Annotated in this window: 16 protein-coding genes; 11 read left to right on the top strand and 5 right to left on the bottom strand. The window is 63.9% G+C overall.

Annotated elements, in window-relative coordinates:
• The first annotated feature begins 81 nt into the window (after positions 1 to 81).
• A complete protein-coding gene (gene rfbC, locus AC066Y_RS23815) occupies positions 82 to 636 on the top strand; it encodes a dTDP-4-dehydrorhamnose 3,5-epimerase (RefSeq protein WP_478275988.1) in 555 nt (184 codons plus the stop codon).
• On the top strand, positions 636 to 1,547 hold the full coding sequence (rfbD, locus tag AC066Y_RS23810; RefSeq protein ID WP_478275987.1) for a dTDP-4-dehydrorhamnose reductase: 912 nt from the start codon (positions 636 to 638) through the stop codon (positions 1,545 to 1,547). The genes rfbC and rfbD overlap by 1 nt, the downstream gene beginning before the upstream one ends.
• Positions 1,548 to 1,683: 136 nt before the next feature.
• Here rfbD and AC066Y_RS23805 read toward each other — a convergent pair whose 3' ends face one another.
• Entirely contained in the window at positions 1,684 to 2,991 is a 1,308-nt protein-coding gene (locus AC066Y_RS23805; RefSeq protein WP_456757658.1) for a UDP-glucose dehydrogenase family protein, read from the bottom strand.
• A gap of 227 nt (positions 2,992 to 3,218) precedes the next feature.
• Here AC066Y_RS23805 and AC066Y_RS23800 point away from each other — a divergent pair, with 227 nt between their 5' ends.
• Positions 3,219 to 5,558 (top strand): glycosyltransferase family 2 protein, encoded by a 2,340-nt coding sequence (locus AC066Y_RS23800; RefSeq protein WP_478275986.1) that lies wholly within the window; start codon positions 3,219 to 3,221, stop codon positions 5,556 to 5,558.
• Here the strand turns inward: AC066Y_RS23800 and AC066Y_RS23795 are convergent.
• Together AC066Y_RS23795 and AC066Y_RS23790 are read right to left on the bottom strand one after the other, a co-directional pair.
• The gene (locus AC066Y_RS23795) at positions 5,499 to 8,054 is read right to left on the bottom strand and encodes a glycosyltransferase (RefSeq protein WP_478275985.1); all 2,556 of its coding nucleotides are present in this window, start codon (positions 8,052 to 8,054) and stop codon (positions 5,499 to 5,501) included. The genes AC066Y_RS23800 and AC066Y_RS23795 overlap by 60 nt on opposite strands.
• A 25-nt stretch (positions 8,055 to 8,079) precedes the next feature.
• Positions 8,080 to 9,021: a hypothetical protein gene (locus AC066Y_RS23790; protein WP_478275984.1), complete on the bottom strand. Its 942-nt coding sequence runs from the start codon at positions 9,019 to 9,021 to the stop codon at positions 8,080 to 8,082.
• A gap of 195 nt (positions 9,022 to 9,216) precedes the next feature.
• On the opposite strand from AC066Y_RS23790, the gene AC066Y_RS23785 reads away from it, so the two are divergent.
• The 4 genes from AC066Y_RS23785 to galE all read left to right on the top strand — a co-directional run bounded on the left by AC066Y_RS23785 (position 9,217) and on the right by galE (position 13,254).
• Positions 9,217 to 10,452, top strand: a complete 1,236-nt coding sequence (locus AC066Y_RS23785) for a glycosyltransferase family 4 protein (protein ID WP_478276024.1) — start codon at positions 9,217 to 9,219, stop codon at positions 10,450 to 10,452.
• Between the two features lie 15 nt (positions 10,453 to 10,467).
• Positions 10,468 to 11,130 (top strand): nucleotide-binding protein, encoded by a 663-nt coding sequence (locus tag AC066Y_RS23780; RefSeq protein ID WP_478275983.1) that lies wholly within the window; start codon positions 10,468 to 10,470, stop codon positions 11,128 to 11,130.
• Between the two features lie 326 nt (positions 11,131 to 11,456).
• Entirely contained in the window at positions 11,457 to 12,086 is a 630-nt protein-coding gene (locus AC066Y_RS23775; RefSeq protein ID WP_478275982.1) for a transglutaminase-like cysteine peptidase, read from the top strand.
• Positions 12,087 to 12,258: 172 nt separating this feature from the next.
• A complete protein-coding gene (gene galE / locus AC066Y_RS23770; RefSeq protein WP_478275981.1) occupies positions 12,259 to 13,254 on the top strand; it encodes a UDP-glucose 4-epimerase GalE in 996 nt (331 codons plus the stop codon).
• Between the two features lie 90 nt (positions 13,255 to 13,344).
• Here galE and AC066Y_RS23765 read toward each other — a convergent pair whose 3' ends face one another.
• Entirely contained in the window at positions 13,345 to 13,713 is a 369-nt protein-coding gene (locus AC066Y_RS23765; RefSeq protein ID WP_478275980.1) for a VanZ family protein, read from the bottom strand.
• A gap of 360 nt (positions 13,714 to 14,073) precedes the next feature.
• Here AC066Y_RS23765 and AC066Y_RS23760 point away from each other — a divergent pair, with 360 nt between their 5' ends.
• The 4 genes from AC066Y_RS23760 to AC066Y_RS23745 all read left to right on the top strand — a co-directional run bounded on the left by AC066Y_RS23760 (position 14,074) and on the right by AC066Y_RS23745 (position 18,559).
• Positions 14,074 to 14,736 carry a response regulator transcription factor gene (locus AC066Y_RS23760; RefSeq protein WP_106319435.1) on the top strand — a complete coding sequence of 221 codons (663 nt, stop codon included), beginning with the start codon at positions 14,074 to 14,076 and terminating at the stop codon, positions 14,734 to 14,736.
• A gap of 207 nt (positions 14,737 to 14,943) precedes the next feature.
• A complete protein-coding gene (locus tag AC066Y_RS23755) occupies positions 14,944 to 16,320 on the top strand; it encodes an ATP-binding protein (RefSeq protein ID WP_478275979.1) in 1,377 nt (458 codons plus the stop codon).
• A gap of 309 nt (positions 16,321 to 16,629) precedes the next feature.
• The gene (locus AC066Y_RS23750) at positions 16,630 to 18,024 is read left to right on the top strand and encodes a hypothetical protein (RefSeq protein ID WP_478275978.1); all 1,395 of its coding nucleotides are present in this window, start codon (positions 16,630 to 16,632) and stop codon (positions 18,022 to 18,024) included.
• Positions 18,025 to 18,268: 244 nt separating this feature from the next.
• Complete coding sequence (locus AC066Y_RS23745) at positions 18,269 to 18,559, top strand: hypothetical protein (RefSeq protein ID WP_478275977.1); 291 nt, start codon at positions 18,269 to 18,271, stop codon at positions 18,557 to 18,559.
• 121 nt (positions 18,560 to 18,680) lie between these two features.
• Here AC066Y_RS23745 and AC066Y_RS23740 read toward each other — a convergent pair whose 3' ends face one another.
• The gene (locus AC066Y_RS23740; RefSeq protein ID WP_478275976.1) at positions 18,681 to 19,040 is read right to left on the bottom strand and encodes a hypothetical protein; all 360 of its coding nucleotides are present in this window, start codon (positions 19,038 to 19,040) and stop codon (positions 18,681 to 18,683) included.
• Between the last annotated feature and the right edge of the window lie 491 nt (positions 19,041 to 19,531).

Below are 19,531 nucleotides of genomic sequence, written 5' to 3'. Positions count from 1 at the left end.
TAACATATAGCGTGCGCCGCACAAGTTTGTTATGAGGTGGAAATTAACATTTCAGGCGCGTCAAACTGGAACAAATGTTAAATGAACGTCATCAAGACCGAGCTTCCTGAAGTTCTGATCGTCGAGCCGAAGCTGTTCGGCGACCAGCGCGGCTTCTTCCTCGAGACCTACCAGTCGCCCCGTTATGCCGAGCACGGCATCACGCGTCCCTTCGTGCAGGACAACATGTCCCGCTCGGCCTATGGGGTGCTGCGCGGGCTGCATCTGCAAAACCCGGTCACTCAGGGCAAGCTCGTCTCGGTGCTGCGCGGCAAGGTGCTGGACGTTGCCGTCGACGTGCGTGTCGGCAGCCCGAACTTCGGCAGGCATGTCGCGGTTGAGTTGAGCGAGGACAACCGCCGTCAGCTATGGGTGCCGCGCGGTTTTGCCCACGGCTTCGTGGTGCTCTCGGAGACCGCCGACTTCTTCTACAAATGCGATGATTTCTACAGCCCCAAGGACGAGCTCTCGATCCGGTGGAACGATCCGGCGATCGGGATCAAATGGGGCGTCGATAAGCCGCAACTGTCGGCCAAGGACGCGGATGCGCCGCTGCTCGCCGACGCCAGCAATCTCCCGACCTATGGACAAATCTGATGCGGATTCTTTTGACGGGAACGCGCGGCCAGGTTGGCAGTGCGCTCAAGCCTCTGCTGGAAGGTCACGGCACCATCATCGCGCCGCCGACCGCGGAGTTCGATCTGTCGAAGCCGGAGACGTTGACGGGCGAGCTCGAGAGACTGAAGCCCGATCTCATCATCAATCCCGCTGCCTACACAGCCGTTGATCGCGCCGAGGACGAGCGCGAGCTCGCGTTCCTGGTCAACGCCAGGGGACCCGAAGCGCTCGCGAAATGGGCCGCAGCGAACCGCGTGCCGCTGGTGCATTTCTCCACGGACTACGTTTTCAACGGTTCAGGCGACCGGTCGTGGCGCGAGGACAGCCCGACCGAACCGTTGTCAGCTTATGGCGCAAGCAAGCTTGCCGGCGATCTCGCGATCCAGGCGGCCGGCGGGGCGCATCTGATCGCGCGCACCTCGTGGGTCTATGCCGCAAAGGGCACGAATTTCCTGCGCACCATCGCGCGGCTCGCCGGCGAGCGTAAGGAGCTGCGGATCGTGGCCGATCAAATCGGCGCGCCGACGACGGCACAAGCGATTGCGAGCGCGGTCGCCGGGATCGTGCTGCCGAACATCGCCACGCTGCACGATCAGCTCGCGCGCAGGGGCGGTGTCGTCAATCTCGTTTGCGCCGGCGAAACCAGCTGGCACGGCTTTGCAACCGCCATTGTCGGCGGGCTGAGGTCGCGCGGCGTCACGCTGGCGGTCGACAACATCGTTCCGATTGCGACGGCCGATTTCCCGACCAAAGCGGTCCGTCCGGGCAATTCACGGTTGGATCTGACGCGGCTCAAGACGCAGTTCGGGGTCGCGATGCCGACGTGGCAGGAAGCGCTCGCACGCGAGCTGGACGTATTCGTCCAGCTCGGCGCGCCCGCCCACGCCTAGAGCCCAAAGTGCGGTGCGGGTTTCCTGCGGCAAATGCCAGGCGTTTGCGCTGAGTTGATCGTGAGACAACAAGCAAAAGCGCGATGAGGATTCAACCTCATCGCGCTTCGGAATTACACGGCGCCGGCACCGCCGCTTAGCGCGGCCGGCCGATGCTGTCGTAGGTGAAGCCGTGCGCGGCCATCTCGTCCGGTCGGTAGATGTTGCGCAGGTCGACGACGACCGGATGCTTCATTTCCTGCTTGATGCGCTTCAGATCGAGCGCGCGGAACTGGCGCCACTCGGTCACGATCACCAGCGCATCCGCCTGGCGGGCGCATTCATAGGCGTCCTTGCAGTACTCGATCTCGGGCAATTCCTTGCGCGCCTGCTCCATGCCGACCGGATCGTAGGCGCGAACCTTGGCACCGAAGTCGATCAGGCCGTTGATCAGCGGGATCGACGGTGCCTCGCGCATGTCGTCGGTATCGGGCTTGAAGGTCAGGCCGAGCACGCCGATCGTCTTGCCGCGCAGCTCGCCGCCGAGCACGTTGGCGACCTTGCGCGCCATCGCGCGCTTGCGGTTATCGTTCGCGGTCAGCGTGGCTTCGACGATCTTCAGCTGGACGTCGTGATCGAGCGCCGTCTTGAACAAGGCGCGGGTATCCTTCGGGAAGCACGAGCCGCCATAGCCTGCGCCGGCATGCAGGAACTTGGTTCCGATCCGGTTGTCGAGCCCGATGCCGCGCGCGACTTCCTGCACATTCGCCCCGACCTTTTCGGAGAGATCGGCGATTTCGTTGATGAACGTGATCTTGGTGGCGAGGAAGGCATTTGCGGCGTATTTGATCAATTCCGCCGTGCGTCGTGCGGTATAGAGGATCGGCGCCTGGTTCAGGTAGAGCGGGCGATAGACTTCGCCCATCACCCTCTTGGCCCGATCGTCCTCGGTGCCGACGACGATCCGGTCGGGATGGCGAAAATCCTGGATCGCGGCGCCTTCGCGCAGGAATTCGGGGTTCGAAGCAACCGCGAAATCCGCGTCGGGACGGGTCTCGCGGATCAGGCGTTCCACCTCGTCGCCGGTGCCGACGGGCACGGTCGACTTTGTCACCACCACGGTGAACTTCTTCAGTGCTGCGCCGATCTCCTTGGCGGCAGCATAGACGTAGCTCAGGTCCGCGTGGCCGTCGCCGCGCCGCGAGGGTGTTCCCACCGCGATGAAGACGGCATCGGCGTCGCCGACGGCGCCCGCGAGCTCCGTCGTGAAGGTCAGCCGGCCGGCGGCGGCATTGGTCTCGACGAGCTTATCGAGGTCGGTTTCGTAGATCGGGATCTTGCCCCGCTTCAGGGCTTCGATCTTGCCGGCGTCCTTGTCGACACAAACGACCTGATGGCCGAAATCGGCAAAACACGCCCCGGATACGAGACCTACATATCCCGTTCCAACCATTGCAATCTTCATGAATCCGCTCGTCGATCAGTGTGGAGAGGAGGAGTTAGCACTAGCACAATTGGCGCCGATAACGCCAAGTTTTATAACGTATCGTTTGTGTTGGAGCTCGGCGGCTTTTTGTGCAAACGGTGATCGCCTCAGTGCAGGTGAGTGCTCGCTAATCACCTTGGGCGCGCCATGGACACATTCTCAACTTGAAATCGACCGACAATCGAGCCGCCGTTTGAGGGGTGGACATGAGCACGAAGACGATAGGCAAGCAGAGGCCCTCAGGAGCTGAATACGCGTCGTTGCAGACGCAATTCTCCAGATACGATCGCACCACGTTTTCTGGATTTGTTTATGACCGCGCCGATCCGACCCGACGCTACGCCGTCGAACTGCTGGTCGACGGCGAGCCATACATGTCATCATTGTGTGACGAGTTTGTAACAGAGCTTGCCGATGCCGGAATCGGCGACGGTCGATTTGGCTTTACGTTCAACGTGCAGGATGAGGTCAGCTCGAACGCTGCGATCATCGAGGCAAGACTGGCAAATATCGGAAGTCCCGTCGGTGCTCCGATTCGCTGCGATGTCGCTGCACCGGAAGCGCAGTGGCACCGAATCGGCGATATCAAATGGGCCGGAGGCTTGCGCTTCGAGGGTTGGCTCTCGCAGGACGTCGATGAGGACATCGAGATCCTGATCGCGCAACGGCCGGTGATGACCGTGAAGCCGACCGGGTGGACCAACGTGGCGCGGGGCAGCGAGTTCGGGGTCGGCCGCCGGATCGATTTTCATCTGCCCGAGCATTTTGCCGATGGTCGCGTGCGTGGGCTGTCGGCGCGGACAATTTCGGGACGGAGCCTGAACTCGGAGCCGGTCGCATTCGTCGCTTTCGAGCGCGGCCTGGAGCAGACCATCGCGGATCTCGGACGCTGGGATAGCGAGCGGCTGCGCGGGCAATTGTTCGATCAGCTTTTGCCTGCCTCGGTGCCGTTCCACACCTATCGCAGCTGGAAAGAGCGCTTCTCGCCGACAACACCGTCTGACGTTCCATCCGAGGCAGCGGTCGTCCTGATCGGGGATGCCAGGGTGGACGAGAGCATCGAGAGCTTGGAGGCCCAGCGGCACGCGGCCTGGTCGGCGGTGTCTCTGCCGGCGCGGGGGTTCAGTCGGTTCGATTCCGGTGCTGCGCGCGAGTTCGTCGACGGCGATGCCGCCAATAGCGCGTTCTTCGTCTTCTGCCTGAGCGGGACGATCCTGGCGGAAGATGCCTTGCAGCGCTTCGCCGATGTGTTCGCGTCCGAGCCCGGCTGCGATCTCGTCTATGGCGACGTCGAGGTCGCGGCCGGCGCCGGCGCGGTCTGGCCGCTGGCGTTCTCGGCGTTCGATCGCGAACGTACGCTCGAGCAGGGCTATGGCGCGTATTGCTTTGCGGTGCGCCGGGAACGTGCGGTGGAAGCGCTGCGATCGGCGACGTCGCTCTACGACATCTTCATTGGCTGCGTGGATGCCGAGCGTACCTATCATCTCCCGGGATCGGTTGCGGCGTTGCCGCGAATTGATGCGTCCGTCGCAACCGCGGAGCTGGTCGCTGCAAGCCAAGCGTATTTTGCCAGGACTGGCGTCGAGGCGAATGTCGAGCCGCGGAAAGCGGGGCTTCTTCCAGCTGTGCGGGTCAAGCGCGCGGTCGATTGGAACGAGCGCACCACCATCATCATCCCGACCAGAAACCGCGCCGAACTCCTCAAGCGCTGTGTCGAGACGGTCCTGCCGGCCGCACATGAGACCAACGCCCGGATTCTCGTCGTCGACAACAGCTCGAGCGAGCCGGAAGCGCTGGACTATCTCGAGGGTCTTTCGGCGGACGACATCGACGTCATTTCGGTCGAGGGTCCCTTCAACTTCGCAGCCATCAATAACGCCGCCGTCGATTGCGTCGACACGGAGAACATCTGTTTCCTCAACAACGACGTCCAGGCGCTCGACGACGGCTGGCTGGCGGAGATGCTGTGGCGGCTGTCCGCTCCCGACGTCGGAGCCGTCGGCGCAAAGCTGCTCTGGCCGAGCAGCGTCGTGCAGCATGGCGGGGTGGTGCTGGGCGCCAATTTCTCGGCTGCGCATGCCTTCAACGACCGGATGGATGGTGATCCCGGCTACGGCGATCTGCTCCAGGTGGCGCACGAATGTTCGGCGGTGACGGCCGCGTGCCTCTTGATGCGCAAGCGCGATTTCGTGGCCGTCGGCGGCATGGATGAGGTCCGCTTTCCGATCAGTTTCAACGATATCGATCTCTGCCTGAAGCTGCGTCAGATCGGAAAGCGGATCGTATTCACGCCGGACGCGAAGCTCGTTCACCTGGAGTCGGCAAGCCGGGGCCGCGATTCCGCGCCGGACCGCAAGGCACGCTTCGGGCGCGAGCTGGCGATGCTGCGCGCGAAGTGGGGCGAGGTGCTGCTCGACGATCCCTATTACAGCCCGCTGCTCGGGCTGGACTCGACGCCGTTCTCCTCGCTCGGATGGCCGCCGCGGTCATGGAAGCCGCGCGCCAACCTCCCGCCTGTGCCGACTGCTCCTCCGATCGGGATGTAGCTGCACATCCTCGACCACCCAGTCGAGGACAGCGGCAACCGTTTCATCGGCGTCAAAGCCGGGCTGCAGCTTCAGGTCGGTCTTTCGGCTACGTCCCGACGGTGTCGGAAGCCATTCCGTCGCGGCGGCCGGCAATCCGGTCGCCAGCAGCGCGTCGACCAGCGGATGCCCGAATGCCGGTTCGCCGATGTCGAGCACCAGTTTCGTGATGCCGTGACCTGCGATGAGTGTCGCGACGTCGTCGACGGCGATTTCGCCGGTGACCATCACATTCGTCCGCTGCATCAGCTTGAGGTCGTCGAGGGTGGTGCCGAGCACGATGATCTCGGCGTCTGCATGGGCGTTGGCGATTTGATCGCTGAGCGCTCTCACGAAGCGAGATTCCGCCGCGCTGCCGCGCAGCGCGAGCAGGCCAACACGCGCCGGGCCGCTCGCCGCAGGATGCCGCGCCGGCCGCACCAGTGGGTCACTCGGCCTGACCACTTGCAGGCCGAGAACCGAGACCGAAAAGGCCGCGCCGTCTTCGCCGATCGCAATCACGCCTCGGGCCCTTTCGACGAGACCCGTCCAGTCCGGATGGAGGCCGGATCCAATCGCGGCGCGCTCGGCAAGTCTGGTGTCGGTGATCAGGAGCTCGTAGGCGAAATGTTGCGTGAGCTGCACGAGACATGCGCCGGGGATGCGGTTCGGTTCCGAAATTTCGAGCGAGCGGATTCGGAGATCGGTGAGAAGCCTCAGAAAGGCCTCGCGGCCCTCGGGCGTCGCAACGTCGAGTGCGATCGACTGCGGGGCTCCGCCATCCGGAGCAAAGATCGCAGCCAGCTGGCGTCGTCCCTCGGTGCGGAAGTGAACGATCAGCCCGCGCTTGTCGTCCGCCGCGAGCTGCCGGCACCGCCTGATGGCAATCTCGCGGCCAACGGCGGAGCCGCAGAGGATGACATGCGGGCTGGCGGCGCGCTGATCGTTGGACAGCAGCTTGAGCTCAAGCGCCGCGCGGCAATCGCGGAGCGGATCGGCAAGCAGGAACGCCGCGCACTCCGTCGCATAGCGCCGGTAGCGGTGCTCGAGCACGCGAAGATTGCGCAGCACCAGCGAACGCTTCTCGCCGAGAAACGAGCGCGAACCTTCGTGTCCGACAAAGACCGACGGGATGCACACATTGCGGAAACCGGCCTCAGCGGCGCGCAGACAGAAGTCGACGTCTTCAAGATAGCCGCGATAGAAGTCGTCGGAGAGCTCATGCACGGCGTCGAGGCATTCGCGGGTGATGTAGAGGCAGAACCCGATGCCGTTGGGAATGTCGATGGCGATCCCGGAATTTGCCGTGCCGGCAAGCTCGTCCAGCAATTCCAGCTCGTCGGGCGAGGGCAGGGGGTTCGACCGGTTCGGGATTGGAAAGCTGGTATATTCGCCGTTGTTCGAGAGCGGGGTCGCCGTGCCCACGCCCGGCGTCGATTGCACGGCGCTCCGCAGGCGTTGCAGCGCGTATTTCGGCACCGTCGTATCGGAGTTCAACAGCACGACGTCGCCGGTATCCGTCTCGGCGAGCGCCCGGTTGACCGCGCCGACAAAGCCCAGATTGTGCGCGTTGGTCAGGAGCCGGATGCGCTGCTCGGAAGCCAGTTCGCCGAGCAGGCGCTTGATGTCGGGCTCGGGCGACGCGTCGTCGACGGCAACGATGGTCGCGCCCGGCGTGCAGCCCACGGCCGTCAATGCGCTCTCGATGCAGGCGCGCGTCGCGGCCAGATCCCGGTACACCGGGATGATGATGGTGAGCGGCGGAGTTTCGCCGCTTCCGGCGCGAGGCGCCCGTTGTGGCGCGTCGCGGCGATCCGGCGCGCGGTTGGCCGGGAGCTGAATGCTCGCGATGACGCGGCCAGCTTGAGCGATCTCGAGGCGTTGCGAGGTCGCGGACGCCGGCCGCATCAGGCGGAAGCTCGCAGCACGTCGCCCATTGAGCGCAAACCTGTGACGAGGATCGGCGGGAAGCTGGACGGTGCTGGATTGATCCGCTTGCGCCAGTGAAAGGTGTGGATCGTCAGCGCCTCGCCACGTCACCCATCCCTTCACCTCTTCATCGAGGAAGTCGATACGGGCGCAGCTGTCCTGACCGTTCTGCTCGAGCAGCAGGAGCGCGCTCCGGACTGAATCCGGATCGTCATCGCGCCGCGCGACGCTTCGCGCGGCTTCGATCTGCGCAAGGCCGTCGCCCCAAGCCATCATTCGCCGCGCGGCGGCAAGATCGTCCGGCTCGAGCTCGAGCGCCTTGGTTACGCTGGCGACCGCCGCTTCCTTGAGATCGAGGCGAAACAGCGCTTCTGCGCGCAGCAAATAGGCGCGGGCGCCCGGATGCGGCAGGATCCGGCAGCGGCGGTCGGCGAGCGCGAACGCGCGACGGAAATCACGTGCCTCGAGCGCGCTGACAGCGGCCCGCTCGAGATCGACGTGGTGGAGTGTTCTGGACGTAAAGGCGATCCTGCGCGCGTCGGCGGTCAAATGACGCCCTTGTCTGCCCGCATGGTTAGCCCGCCGTCTTGACGGCGCTCTGCCGGCTCCGGAATACGCGTACTCGTCCCTCGAGGCGCGGTGCCTCCTGGCGCGGCATCGGGGGGGCGGGCTCGACGCGCATCGGCTGCCGGGGCGCGAGGGGCGCTGCCTGCGCCCGGTGCTCTTCGAGACTGAGCTTGAGGCCCACCAGGGGTTCCCGGCCTGAGGGGCCCGATACCACGATCCGGTTCCCGGTTACGCGCAAGGCGGGAGCCCCGAGAAAGATGGTTTCGGCGGCGATGGCGTAGCGATCCGCGCCGGGGCCGGTGGCTTCCAGCGAGAACCCGGTGATGGCCAGCGCGCGTCCCCGGGTTCCGGCAAAGGTTCCGAGCGGAACGAACTGGTTGTCGCCGCGCTGCGGCCGGGCGAACTTGACCGCATATTGCAGGTTGAGATCGTACGGCTTGTTCGGCCATTCGAGCGAAATTCCCTCGATTCGGGCCGGCGCGGCCGGTCCGGCGATCCATGTATTCGGGCCGACCGTCACGTCACCCAGACCCGCGACATGCGCGAGCAGCTTGAGGTCGCTCAGTTCCTCAGCGTCGGCCTCGTAGGCGTCGAACGGCCGGCCGGCCGGCTGACCGATCGGCTGCACGGCCGGTTGGCCGACCGGTTGTCCTTGGCTCAGCGGTTCGATCTTGATATTGGCGGCGGTCGAGCCCCCGGCGCGCCCCGCCGTGACCTCGACGATCAGGCGGCTGGGCCGGGCCACCGACACGACCAGCGCGGTCTCGGGCGCAAACAGGGTTCCATTGGCCGCATCGGGCCCGGTAATGATGTTACAATTGTTAAGGCTTGTGCGATCCGCATAGACGCGCACCACCGGAGGTGATGTCCTGTCCTCCGCGCCATTGTAGCGAACCAGGAAAAGACCCCGTGCCAGGTCAATGGTTTTCTGCTGAATCTGTTCGTTCATGGTCGCCTGCGAGCCTAACGGAATGGGTCGATATGTTTCCAACAGTGTGCCCCAAAAATTGGTGTGATAGAAGGGGGCTTAATGTTAATCCGGTGAGATAGTTCGCACGTGCATATCGAAGACACCCTGCCGGTCATGATATCGAGCATGACCCCAACCGAAGACCGCGCGGCCGGGGGGCGCGCCCGCCCGCCAATGAACGTCCTCTTCGTCCACAACAACTTTCCAGCCCAGTACCGCCATATTGCGCGTGCGCTCGCGGAGCAGCCCGGAAACAAGGTCGTTGCGGTCGGTTCATCGACCGCGAGCACGACGCGGGATATCCGGCTGCTGAAATATTCGACGACCAAGTCGGATTCCGCGATGGTCCATCCCTTTGCCCGCCGTTTCGATGTCGAGGCGCGGCGTGCCGAAGAGGTCCTGTATGCGCTGTCGTCGCTGTCGGGGCAGGGCTTCGTGCCCGACCTGATCTTCGCGCATCCCGGTTGGGGGGAGACGCTGCCGCTGCGCACGATGTTTCCGAAAGCGCGGATCATCCTCTATTGCGAATTCTACTACGGCGCCGAGGGCAGGGACGTCGGCTTCGATCCCGAGTTTCCGATGACGGGGCTCGACGGCAATGTCGCACTCCATCTGAAGAATGCGACGACGCTGCTGGCGCTCACGGAATGCGATTCCGGCGTTTCGCCGACGCCGTGGCAGAGGTCGACCTTTCCCCGCGAGTTTCAGAGCAAGATCGAGGTCATCCACGAGGGCGTCGACACCGACGAGGTGAAGCCCAATCCGGTCGCTAGGTTTCAGCTTCCGAACGGCGCGACGCTGTCGGCGGACGACGAGGTGATCACCTACGTCTCGCGCAATCTGGAGCCGGTGCGCGGATTCCATGTCTTCATGCGATCGCTGCCGAGGATATTGGCCGCACGGCCGAATGCGCAGGTGGTGATCGTCGGCGGCAGCGGGACATCCTACGGCGCGAATCCGCCCAAGGGTTCGAGCTGGAAGTCGATGTTCCTCGACGAAATCAGGTCGGACATCGATCTGCGCCGCGTGCATTTCCTTGGCCGGATTCCCCGGGAGCAGTATCTCGCGTTGCTGCAGATCTCATCGGTGCACGTCTATCTGACCTATCCCTTCGTGCTGTCATGGTCGCTGCTGGAGGCCATGAGTGCGGGATGCGCGGTGGTGGCATCCGACACGGCTCCGCTTCGCGATATCATCTCGGACGGCAACGGCCTGCTGGCGCCGTTTTTTGATACTGATGCGTTGTCGGATCAGGTCGTCTCGGTGCTGTCACGGCCGAAAGCCTTCAAGAAGATGCGGATGAAGGCGAGGAGCTTTGTGCGAGACAATTACGACGCAAAGCGGGTCTGTCTGCCCCGGATGCTGACTCTCGTCGATGAAGGTGTCCTCCCGCGCACGCACGGGGGATAACGCCAGGAGCTAGCGATGCCGCTTGTCATCTCGGTTGCCCAGCGCAAGGGCGGGGTCGGAAAGACGACTCTTGCGGTCTTGCTGGCTGCAGAACTGGATCGGCGTACGGGCTTGGTCGGACTGGTCGACGCCGACTCCCAGGCGTCCGCCTGTCACTGGGCCGAGCCCGGCAATTTGTCGTTCCCCGTCTACCAGCTTGATCCGGAAACCCGGCCAGTTGCCGAATGGGCCAGGCTGATGCGCCAGATTCCGCATCAGATCATCGTCGTGGATTCCGCGCCCAACGACCGGGTGCTGGGCGCCGTGCTCGCGGTCGCCAATATCGTGCTGATGCCCTGTACGCCGTCGGGCCTCGACATCGAGGCCACCGCGCGGACCATCGACATCGTGCGGGAGGTGCGTGCAGCGCGGCGAACCGCGCTCCGTGCCATGATCGTGCCGAACCGCGTCGACCAGCGCACGCTCGAGGGTCAGCAGCTGATCGAGGAGCTGGATACGCTCGACGAGGAGATCGGGCCGATGATCGGAAGCCGCTCGGCCTATGTTCGCGCCGTCGCGCTGGGACAATCGGTTGCCGATTTCGCCAGCGGTACGCCCGCGGATATCGAGATCAAGACGCTCGCCGATCTCGTCATGAGCTGGTGCGGGATCGCACCCCGACAGCGCGTGACGGTCTAGATTCAACTGAGCGCTCCGGCTGCTCCACATCAGGCTAACCATGCCTGCATGGCAACAAGAAATCCTGCGCCGCAGCTTCCGCTTCATCTGACGGCGGCGTCCTCCGAAACTGCAGGAGAACTGGCCCGGAAGCGCGATGGAGTCGCGATTCGTCGACCGGCACGTGCGTTATCGTTCGGCAACCGAAAGGCTTGCCGGCGCGGACCTTGTTTGGTTAACGGACTGCTCGCGCGCCTCTCGGCATTTGAGGCAAATGCCGCTGCGCGCCTGAGCCTAAGCTCAAGATATTTCGCGTACATGCTTCCCCTCACTGTGGGGAGTGAAGAATGTACAACGTCAAGAGAGTGATGGCCCTGCTTCTGGCCATCGTCGCACTCGGGACCAGCGCGCAGCAAACGCAGGCTGCAATGATCGGCTCGCCGCTGCCGCTGCGCGGCATGGTCGAGAAGATCCGCTTCAGCGAGCCGATGCTGGCGCCGATGGCCTACGTCATGTTCTGCATGCGCTATGCCGACGAATGCAAGCCGAAGCCGCGCGCCCGCATGGTGTTCCGCGGCGGCGCCACACGTCTGACCAAGCAGCGCATGGCCGACCTGATCGAGGTCAATGCCTCGGTCAATCGCAGCATCGCGCCACAGCGCAACGAGCGCGGCCTCGCCGGCGAGGAATGGCTGATCAATCCGGCACGCGGCGATTGCAACGACTATGCCGTCAGCAAGCGCCACGAGCTGCTGGCGCGCGGCTGGCCGATGCGCAACCTGTTGCTGAGCGAGGTGGTGACCTCCTGGGGCGAGCATCATCTGGTGCTGGTGGTCCGCGCCCAGGGCGGCGATGTCGTGCTCGACAATCTGAACGCGCAGATCCGCAACTGGTCGCAGGCGCGCTATCGCTGGGTCAGGATGCAGACCCCGGCGAGCCCCGATCGCTGGGCCGCCCTCGCACAGGCCGGCGCCTGACATCTGAGTTAGCCGACGCGCCGCCGGGGGCGCGTTAGCCGTCGCTGCGGCGGTAAATCCGTTCGGTCTTAACGCTATTCCCATCGTCATTTTGCCGCGCCGGACGGAATGTCGTACCCATCATTGCGTTTGTTGAGGCGCGGGATTGGTCCGCGCAGGGACGGCATTTTCAATGGCGAGCAGGGGTTCGATCCTCATCACGGGCGGCGCGGGATACATCGGATCCCATTGCGCCAAGGCGGTCGCCGAGGCCGGGTTTCTCCCGGTCGTCTATGACAACCTCTCCACCGGCCACCGCAACTTCGTGCAATGGGGACCGCTCGTGACCGGCGACGTCGCCGATCACGACAAGATCGCCGCCACCGTCCGCGAGCACGATGCGCTGGCCGTGATGCACTTCGCCGCGTTCAGCGCGGTCGGCGAGTCGGTCGCGGATCCGCAGAAATACTTTGGCAATAACGTTGCCGGCACGCTCGGCCTGCTGCGCGGCATGCGCGAGGCAGGCTGCGATCGCCTGGTGTTTTCCAGCACCGGCGCCGTCTATGGCAATGCCGGGCGCGATCCCATTCCCGAGAGCGCCGCGGGGCCGACCGTCAATCCCTATGGCCGCTCCAAATTCATGATCGAGCAGATGCTCGATGATTATCGCGCCGCCTATCAGTTCAAATCGGTCTGCCTGCGCTACTTCAACGCCTGCGGCGCCGATGCATCCGGCACTATCGGCGAGCTCCGCGATCCCGAGACGCATTTGATTCCGCGCGCGCTGATGGCGCTGCTCGGGCACGTGCCGGACTTTGCGATCTTCGGCGAAGATTATGAGACGCCTGACGGCACCGCGGTGCGCGACTACATCCATGTCGACGATCTCGCCGCCGCCCATATTGCAGCACTCGAGCTGCTGTTGAAGGGGAGCGCCGGCGGTGTGTTCAACCTCGGCACCGGCACTGGCTATTCGGTGCGCGAGGTGCTCGACGCGATCCGCGCCGAGACCGGTGAAGCGGTGCCGAGCGTGGTGCGCGAACGCAGGTCCGGCGATCCGCCGATCCTGGTCGCCGATCCCGCCAGGTCGCAAAGCGGCCTCGGATTCAAGGCGAGCCGGTCGGATCTCGGCTACATCATTCGCTCGGCCTGGGCGTGGCACCAGAAGGCGCATCCGCGCCGGCGATAGGGCATGATCCGGAAACGTGCGAAGCGGCTTTCCGCTGCGACAAACGCGGAACGCGCTTGCGCGGAGATCATGCTCAAAAATGGCGGAAGACTAAGCCGCGTCCGTGCGCGAACTCAACCGCCCGAACTGGCTGCGCAGCACCAGCAGGATGAGGTGACCTGTGCCGATGCCGGCAAGACCTCCCGCCACCTTGACGATCGCGTCAAGCAGGCGGCCGTGACGGTCCGGTGTCAGCAGTTGCATCGCTTCGAGTGTGAACGAGCTGAAGACGACAAAGAGCACGATCAGCGCGGTGCGCCGCGGGTAACCCAACACAAAGGCCGTTGCCATCACTGCATATGCGGCGAAGCGCTCGGTCTGAGGGGGGAAAAACGACGGACGGTCCTGGATCGGCGACAGCGTCACGAAGGCGATAAAGGCAAGCGCAAGCCAGCCCGCAATCACGCCGAACCTCCGCATCTTTGAAACATCCAACAAAGTATTCCCGGTCCTGTGCCGCAGACGGCCCCCGGCTGGATTAGCGCATCACTCGTGCCAGCGACATGGAAATGGTCGCCGAAGGTTAACTTGCCGGCCGACTGTGACCGACACGACGCGTCGTCCTGTGCCAATGATAGGGTATTTTAATACCTCGAGCTGAAACTCAGTCCCACCTGGTGCGCATCTCTCTGCGGGAACCCGTTGCGCTTGCGCGGGTTCCCGTGATGGTGCACCTGACGAAAAAATAAGATTTCGCTTGCGGCTCCATTCATAGGCCGTTCACGGCCGGGAGCCTCATTTGATGCCGGAATATCGCAATGCTCACTCTCGGAGGCTAAAGTGCGTCTGCTCGTCGTTGAGGATGACCCGGATCTGAACCGCCAGCTCACCACCGCCCTGACGGACGCCGGCTATGTGGTCGATCGCGCGTTCGACGGCGAGGAGGGGCATTTCCTGGGCGATAGCGAGCCCTACGACGCGGTCGTGCTGGATATCGGCTTGCCTAAGATGGACGGTATCTCGGTGTTGGAGGCCTGGCGCCGCAACAAGCGGGTGATGCCGGTGCTGATTCTCACCGCGCGCGACCGCTGGAGCGACAAGGTTCAGGGCTTCGATGCCGGCGCCGATGACTATGTCGCCAAGCCGTTCCATCTCGAGGAGGTGCTGGCGCGGATCCGCGCGCTGCTGCGCCGCGCCACCGGGCATGCCCAGGTCGAGCTGATCTGCGGGCCGGTGGCGCTGAATACCCGCACCAAGCGGGTCACCGTCAACGGCAACCCGATCAAGCTGACCTCGCACGAGTACAATTTGCTCGACTATCTGATGCACCACACCGGGCGTGTGGTCTCGCGCACCGAGCTGGTCGAGCATCTCTACGACCAGGACTTCGATCGCGACTCCAACACCATCGAGGTGTTCGTCGGCCGCATCCGCAAGAAGCTGGAAGTCGATATTATCCAGACTGTTCGGGGCCTCGGCTACATGCTGTCGCCGCCGACTTAGAGCGTTTGTTGAACGGACCGGTCGGGTGAAGTAACCGCGACCAAACAACAGGATGAGAGCATGTCCTACTCCATCGGATCATGCTCTTAGAGCGCTTGATCGGCGTACACGGGCATTGGCATGATCCGCGCCGGGAGAACTGGATTCGCCAATGTTTGAATCCCTGACGTCGGTTGCCGCTGACACGCCGTTCGAGCCCGTGCTCTGATGGGCGGCAGCTCGCTTGCGACCCGCCTGTTCGTCTCGGCGACCGCCTGGGTGGTGGTGATCCTGGCGATCACGGGCGTCATCCTGTCGTCGGTCTATCGCGACGCGACCGAGCGCGCCTTCGACCGGCGCCTCAACCTTTACCTGCGCACCCTGATCGCCGAAGTGGCGACGCCGGACGAGCCGGCGGATCGCCAGTTCCAGTCGCTCGGCGAGCCGCTGTTCGACCTGCCGCTATCAGGCTGGTACTGGCAGATCACCCGCACCGATACTGAAAAGGGCGAGACCCGCGCCTCGCGCTCGCTGTGGGACAAGAAGCTGCCGAAGCTCGAGGAGCACGGTGCCGAGCTGACCGCCGCCGGCGTTCGCCTCGGCTATGTCGACGGACCCGAGGGCCAGAGCCTGCGCGTGGTGGAGCGGCCGGTCGATCTCGGCGCCGACGGCAAGTTCCTGGTCAGCGTCGCCGGCGACGCCACCGAGATCTTCGATGAGACCCGCAGCTTCGACTATTATCTCGGCGGCACCTTCGCCGCCCTCGGCATCGTGCTGCTGCTGACCACGATCTTCCAGGTACGCTATGGCCTCGCGCCGCTCAAGCGCATATCGGATTCGATTGCCGATATCCGCTCCGGCCGCGCCGAGCGCCTCGAAGGCCGGTTTCCGGTCGAGATCGCGCCGCTCGCGCGCGAGACCAACGCGCTGATCGACGCCAACCGGGAGATCGTCGAGCGCTCGCGCACCCATGTCGGCAACCTCGCCCATGCGATCAAGACGCCGCTGTCGGTAATCGTGAACGAAGCGGGCGCGCATGCCGGCGATCCCTTTGCCAGCAAGGTGCTGGAACAGGCCGACCTGATGCGCGACCAGGTTGCGCATCACCTCGAGCGTGCGCGGATCGCCGCTCGGGCCACCATCGTCAGCACCATCACCGACGTCGCGCCTGTCATCGAGGCGCTGCGCCGGACCATGGAGAAGATCCACAGGGATCGCGACCTCGCGATCGAGGCGAAGGCCGACCCGGCGGCGCGGTTTCGCGGCGAGCGGCAGGACCTCGAGGAGATGGTCGGCAACCTCGTCGACAACGCCTGCAAATGGGCGGCTTCTCAGGTGTTCATCGAGGTCAGCGTGGTCCCGCCGGAGGCGTCGGGCGCGGGTCCCAGGCTGCGCATTGTGGTCGACGACGACGGGCGCGGCCTGTCGGAGGCCGAGCGCGCCCAGGTGGCGCGGCGCGGCCAGCGGCTCGACGAATCGAAACCCGGCTCGGGGCTCGGCCTGTCGATCGTGACCGATCTCGCCGGCCTCTATGGCGGCAAGCTCGCCCTGAACGACGCGCCGATCGGCGGTTTGCGGGCCGAGCTCATGCTGCCGGCGGTGTAGACCGGGATGAAATTGGATTGAAGCACAACGGCCACGAACACTTTCACCTCTCCCCGACGGGGAGAGGTCGATTTGCGCAGCAAATCGGGTGAGGGCCCGCGGTGCTAACGAGAGACCGAAATCCCTCACCCGGCGCTACGCGTCGACCTCTCCCAAGGGAAAGGTGAGCCTCCGTTGCCGCTCCAGTTCAACCTAATGGTAGGCTCGACGCCGCTATTATTCCTAAACGCGTTCTTAACGCGCCGACCTCTATCATCGCGGGCGGACGGGCTGCGGCGGTTGCCGGGCACCTAGCTTTCACGACCGGGCATGAGCCAGAAATCGACCGAGCGGCTGAGGGATTATCTCGCGCAGCTTCCGCCGCAATCGCAGGCGCTGCTGATGCGGGAGCTGGAGCGTGCCGTCGAACGCGGCGATGATGTCGCGATCGCCAATCTGGTCCTGGAGCAGCTGCGCAAGATCGTGCGCGGGGTCGAGCAGGACGAGCAGATCCAGCCGCGCAGCGACGATCCGGCGCGGCTGTTGTTCCGGCCGCTCGAGCCGTTCCTTGCCGAGACCAATTTCCCGACCCGAGCCGGCCAGCTCCGGCGTGCCTCGCTGCTGCCGATCTGGCAGTGGCTGGCCCGCGAGGGCGCGCCCGAGGCCGCCCGCGAATTCGAGACGGCACTGGCGGCTGCCTCGGAGAGCGGCCCGATGGAGATCGCCGCGCGCAAGTTCCAGCTTGCGGCTGCGGAAGCCATCCTCAAGGTCGCGGGGCCGACCCAGGACGACCGTCAGCGCGCGCTGTCACGCGTGGGCCCGCCGAGCGTTGTCGAGGACCTGCTGCCGATCGGCCTCGTCCTGCAGGCCCGCGAGGCCCTGGAAACCCTGGGCAGCCGGCTGCCGAGCCAGATCAGGGTGTTTTCCGATTCCCAGATCGCCTCGGCGATGGAGGCGCTCAAGCTGCCGTCGCTGCAGACGCCGCAGCTGCTGCCGTTCGCATTGTCATTGATCGCGCAGCGGCTCGCCGCGCCATGGCAGATCATCCGCCTCGCGATCAAGATGGCGGCCTCCGACGACGAGCTGCGGGTCGCGGCAACGCCGTACGGCATCGCCGTCACCATCGCGCTGCATGACCTGTCGTTCGTCGCGGCCTGCCTGCGCACCGACATCAGGCGCGGGCATTTCGATTATGTCGGCGAGCAGCTCAAGACCCTGCATGACGGCGTCCGTGGCCTGCGCACCGAGCTCGACCTGCGCAACGATTCCACCTGGGGCCGCCAGCTCACCTCGGTGCGTGCCGATACCTCCAACGCGCTGCAATCGGAGATCGACAGCGTGCCGGGGCGGGTCCGCCGCATCCTTCGCCAGCGTGCCGACAAGGACATTACGGCCGGCGCCAAGATCGATGCATCCGAGGTCGAGGACGCCGCCGCCCTGATCGATTTTGTCGCGGTGTGCCGCACCTATGCCAGCGAGCTCGCCATCAACGAGGTGACGCTGCGGACCTTCTCGGACCTGCAACATTATGTCGAGCAGTCGACCGAGGGGCTGGTGGCGTCGCTGCGCGGCGGCGACGCTCGGGTCCGCGCGTTCCGGCAGCAGCAGGTCAAGGCCGCGATCCGCTTCTGCGAGGTGCTGTTCGGCCACGACTACGCCTCGCTGATGAACCGGGCGGCGGAGAATGCCGTAACCGGCGAGCGGAAATCGTCGCGGGCGGGGTAGCGGGATAGCGGACGATAACAATGGCCGACGAACTGGGAATTGCGGTGACGGCACAGAGCCGCCATCGCCAAGGGCGGTCTGCGCGCGGCGATTGCCACGCTGCATGACATGGTGGGGAGACCGGGGATCACGACACGGGCGAGGCGAGCCATGCCGTGTGATGCACGCCGCGGGCGTGGTCAGTCAATTGAGTGCACTGTCACCGGAATTCTTCCGAGATAAGATTTAGACGCACGGTGCCACAATGAAACAACCTCAATTCTACGTAGACTTCAACGAATTGATTGAGGATGATCTTGTCGCTCTATCGGCAAGCGACGAGAAGCTCTCTTCAACGGGTGAGACCGTACTGCTCCACGATGGTTTAGCAATCGATATTTACTCTGACGATTTGGATGACAAGGGCGAGCGCGACAACTTGATTGCTTCGGGAATAGTTGAGCGCAACTCATTCGGAGGGTGGGCAGCCGGGATAAAATGGCTTTGCCGAATTGATGGACAAGGCATTCGTCACGAATCGGAAATTGAAAAATAGCATAGGCTCTGCACCGCGTTGCCGTTGCCAGTGACGGTGCATTAAAACTAACAACCAGGAGCTAAGCGTAGTGTGACGCAATTCCATTGCCATTGTGATTCGCTTGTGCTCACGCTTCTCTTCATCGGTCCCAATCAATGGTTTCATCGATTGCGGATCGGAACCACGACCAAACATCATCAAATTCAGCTTCGCCCTCCCAGCCGGGAGAAGCAAAATCGTGGATCACTAGCACTTTCTCGCCCATACCTTTCGCCCAACAAGCTACATCGTCGTTGTCTTGCCGATAGGCAAAAGGGAACAGATCCCGCGTCGGGTACCGGTCATTCAGCCCCCGAGCAAGCACTAACGCTCGCTGCCCCTCCATTAGATGCCAAGGAGTAAGATTAAAAAGCTCCTGCTCCACTAGGCGATAGTACGAACGGGGATATTCAACCCACGCAGGTAGCTGATCTTTAGGAAGAATAAACTTGTTCGTCATGGCGAAGCCCGGTGTTGATGAGTGCACTCCTGTAAAAGGAGAGCCATTAGGGATTACGGGATTACGATGACAGTGCATTTAATTGCAAAGTCGCGCCCTGATAGGAAGCACTGCCGGACAATCTAATAGGTCACCGGGCATATTCGACGGCGAACCCAGCCCGAAGGATGGGACGACAAGCTTTTGCACAATTTCGGAATAATGGAAGTGTGGCGCTGAGTTGCCCGACGTGTCAAGTCGTCATTCCGGCGCCGGCGGCCGCCGGGCTCCTTTGCATGGGGTTGTTTTTCGGTATTTTGATCGCGCGCCTTCGCGACGGGGCTTGGCGGCTCCGAAACGGCGCCGCTTCGCCCGGAAACGCGGTTACAATACCGCCGAAAAGGCACCGGAAACCGGCTGATTTCGACCTTCGGTCGATCCAGCAATTGTCAATTGCCGGGCTCGCCGCCGGTAGTGTAAAGCGATTCCAAGGCGGCTTGCCGGAAGCCGCC

The organism is Bradyrhizobium sp. USDA3010 (assembly GCF_056429065.1).
Note: the sequence above shows the minus strand (reverse complement) of the source record. Positions and strands in the feature narration are given on the sequence as shown.